This window comes from Bacteroides sp. AR29 (assembly GCF_900217715.1).
In the GTDB taxonomy this organism is placed as follows: domain Bacteria; phylum Bacteroidota; class Bacteroidia; order Bacteroidales; family Bacteroidaceae; genus Bacteroides; species Bacteroides uniformis.
This window is the reverse complement of the sequence record NZ_OBMS01000053.1, coordinates 1-3,513: the sequence shown is the minus strand read 5'-3', so window position 1 is coordinate 3,513 and position 3,513 is coordinate 1. Positions and strand designations below refer to the sequence as shown.

The window sequence follows — 3,513 nt, the reverse complement described above, 5'->3', positions numbered from 1 at the left end:
CCTTTCGCAGTTACTATGCCACACGGCTATATCAGTATCTTTTAGCTGATATTGGGGCTAAATGGGGCAAAATTTATGAATGGAACTTCACTTGTGAACAGCTTCGAGACCTATTTCAGCCATATGTCAAAGACGATAAAGGGAATGTCATAAAGGAACTCTACCCACGAAATTATGACCTTGTTCGGTTTACTATTAAGCCTGCTCTTGAAGAACTAGGAGCGTCAGACTTTGCCTATGTGTGGGATTATGAGGAACATAGAGCCAAAACTAGGGGCAGACCACTGCAAAGCGTTTCGTTCAAGGCTATTCTCTTTGAGAACAAGGAGAAGAAAGACTTTTATCTCAAACGAGTTAAGCCGTTCGCGGCTCAATACAATGCAGAACGTTCAGCTGCGATCGCTACGCAGGAGCCTGCCGGCGCTGACAAAAAAGAAGAATATGAGCAGATAGCTTTCACAGGCTGTGAGGGCATGACCGAGCCGATTGACAAGGAGTGATAAACATGGACGAAAGAAAAGCAAGGGTATACGAACTGTGCGAGGGATTGTATTCTATCATGTGCGATGCCGTGAAGCCACACGATAAGGAACGCTGGATAGAAACGGTCTGGGGGAATGTCAAGGACAAGTCCCAGAAAGAATTTGATACGTTCGTTGAAATGACACAGGGTATTATCGACTACAAGGACGAGGACGATATTCCCGACTAAGGGGGTGCAGGGGGAACACCCTGCCGCTGTTGTAATTTTGATGCCGTAGGTGTCGAAATTACTACAGCGTTATTACTTTTGTCAAAAGTAACTTGACAGAACCGCCCACTTTGTGCTATGATATGGTAAAATCAGATTTACCAATCGAGCATGAAAGGGGCGGTTCTTCGTATGCCTAAGACAATCAGTTTTCACAACGGTTCTGCATGGAGCAGAGGACACAATATCCGTGACGAGAGATACACCAACAAACAGGAGCACATTGACCCGACACTCACAGTCAACAATGTGACCTTGCGTGATGTTCCAGTGCGGCAAGCCTATGATGAGATATTCAGCTCGGCTGTGGCTGAGTACAACGAGAAGCAGAAAAGAGCAGACCGCCGCATTGACAGCTACTATGACAAAATCAAGGCTGACAAAAAGAAAAATCCTGTGTATGAGGTCATCGTGCAGATAGGTGACAAGTCTGACACTGGCAACTCTGCCGTTGCAGAGCGGCAAGCCCTTGAACGGTTCGCCCAGGAGTGGGAACAGCGCAATCCGAACTTGCGGCTCATAGGTGCATATATCCATGCTGATGAGCCTGACGGTACGGTTCACGCTCACCTCGATTACATACCCGTTGCGGAGTGTTCGAGGGGTATGCGTATACAAAACAGCCTTGACAGGGCATTACAGCAACAAGGCTTCAATAGTGAGAACATACATAAGACCGCACAGATAGCATGGCAAGACCGTGAGCGAGAAGCCCTCTGCGCTATCTGTCGGGAACTCAACATAGACGTTCAGCGCAATCAAGGCATAGGCAAAGGACGGAAATATCTAACTCCGCAGGAGTACAAGAGGGCGGCTCGGGAGCGGGAAGAAAAAATACAAGCGCAGCTGAAACCTCTCCAGAACGAACTGGAGGGCTATCAGAGGCTTTCTGTTTCCGTTAAGGGTTCTACACTCCAAAAGAAAAAAATCCCGTTCACGAAGCGTGTGAGCGTGTCTGAGAGCGAATTAGAACGAGTTGAGGAACAAGCGAGGGCTTACATAGTCAATCGTGATGAAATTGACAACGTAAGAGAGAACCAAGAGAAGAACCAAGCACAGGAGAACAGGTTGTACTCGCTATCCAAGGAACTCGACATTCAGAGTAATCGACTTGACGAACGTGAAAAGCGGCTCGATCGGAAACAACAAGAAGTCAACGAGATGTATGAACAGCAAAGAACCGTAAATGAGCAACTGAAAGAAGCCAAGGAAAGCTTGTTCAACTACAAAATAAGCTTTCGTGAGCATTTAGATGAAATAGGCGAACTCAGAATGAAGCTGAAACAAACAGAAGAACAGGCAAAAAAAGACCTTGCAGAAACGCAGAAACAGCTTAGAGAAGCATATACAAGCCTTAAAGACGTTGCACAGGCAATAGCTATGCTGGTAAATGACGATACAGGAACATACAAGGCTGACCTTTCATCCGAACAATGGCGGCTCGTGAACGCAGTACGGCGATATTGTTATTTTGCTCTCGAGGACGCAAAGTTCAATGATTTAGCTGAGGAATCGAAATCCTATCGCGGTATCAGCAAAGAGATACGGCATAACATGGAAATTATAAGAGCCAAAGAGCAACAGCACGAACAGTCTTATGACCGCAGTCACTATGACCGAGGTGGAATGAGCCGCTGATAAACGCAGTTCTAACCATTGGAAAAGCCCCTTGTTGGGCTTTTTCTTTTTGTCAGATAAGATCCTCACGCACGTTTTCTCTTCTCTCGGAGAAAAGAAAATAAGACTTTTTGTTGGTGAGAAAAGAAAACACAAGTGAGGGTGAATTGAAGTGTTGGAACTGTTGTAAGCCGTTAGGCTTTCAACGGTTTCAATGCTTCAAGAGGGCGTAGCCCTTAACCTCGCGCGCGCGCGCGTATACTTAGACAAACATACTTAGACATATATACTTAGACATAATAATTAGGGCGAAAAAAAAGCCCGAAATCCTTATGGTTTGGGGCTTGTTTAAACGAGATTTTGTTGGTGTTTAAACGAGATTTTGTTGGTCAAATTGGCTTGTTTAAACGAGATTTTGTTGGTGTTTAAACGAGATTTTGTTGGTTGAGGGGGCTGTTTTTTAAGACTTTTTGTTGGTGTTTAAACGACTTTTTGTTGGTCAAAGAATGAAAGTTGTTTAAACGAGATTTTGTTGGTCGGTCGTTTTAAACGAGTACTTGACAAAATCTCGTTTAAATGTTATAATACGACATGAGGGGGGCTGTTATATGGCAGACAAAAATTATTCGTTGCAATATGACCCAACATACCGTGTCGCAACCGCCAATGACTTAATCAAAGGCAGACAGAAAATGTCTTTGCGAGAAGCGCAACTGCTATTCATAGCTATTGCTCAGGTTGTACATGATGATAAAGACTTTAAGACCTATACCACAACTGTTCCAGAACTTGCGACTTTCATGGAAATTGATGAAAATAGTTTGTATCGTGACCTTGAAGGTATTTGTACAAGCCTATGCAGTCAAGTTGTAAAGATACAAGTGGGCGGAGAAAACGCTAAAAAGGGTAAGAAATGGAAAATTTTCCACTGGGTAAGTAGTGCTATGTATGATAACGGAAAACTGACATTGCGATTATCAGACGATATAAAGCCGTATTTGCTTGAACTTGAAGCTCATTATGCTCAACCATTTCTCGGTACTTTGATGACCTTTCGCAGTTACTATGCCACACGGCTATATCAGTATCTTTTAGCTGATATTGGGGCTAAATGGGGCAAAATTTATGAATGGAACTTCACTTGT

4 protein-coding genes are annotated in these 3,513 nt (G+C 44.0%); all 4 read left to right on the top strand.

Going from position 1 to position 3,513, the window contains the following annotated elements:
• Nucleotides 1-500, top strand: a 500-nt coding sequence (locus tag CSD97_RS18605; RefSeq protein WP_143272453.1) for a RepB family plasmid replication initiator protein, incomplete at its 5' end; no start/stop codon positions are given.
• Nucleotides 501-505: 5 nt separating this feature from the next.
• Nucleotides 506-712 carry a hypothetical protein gene (locus CSD97_RS18600; protein ID WP_090616538.1) on the top strand — a complete coding sequence of 69 codons (207 nt, stop codon included), beginning with the start codon at nt 506-508 and terminating at the stop codon, nt 710-712.
• Between the two features lie 171 nt (nt 713-883).
• Nucleotides 884-2,389, top strand: a complete 1,506-nt coding sequence (locus CSD97_RS18595) for a plasmid recombination protein (protein WP_159461944.1) — start codon at nt 884-886, stop codon at nt 2,387-2,389.
• A 587-nt stretch (nt 2,390-2,976) separates the two neighbouring features.
• A partial coding sequence (locus CSD97_RS18590) for a replication initiation protein (RefSeq protein ID WP_143272452.1) occupies nt 2,977-3,513 on the top strand: 537 nt, incomplete at its 3' end.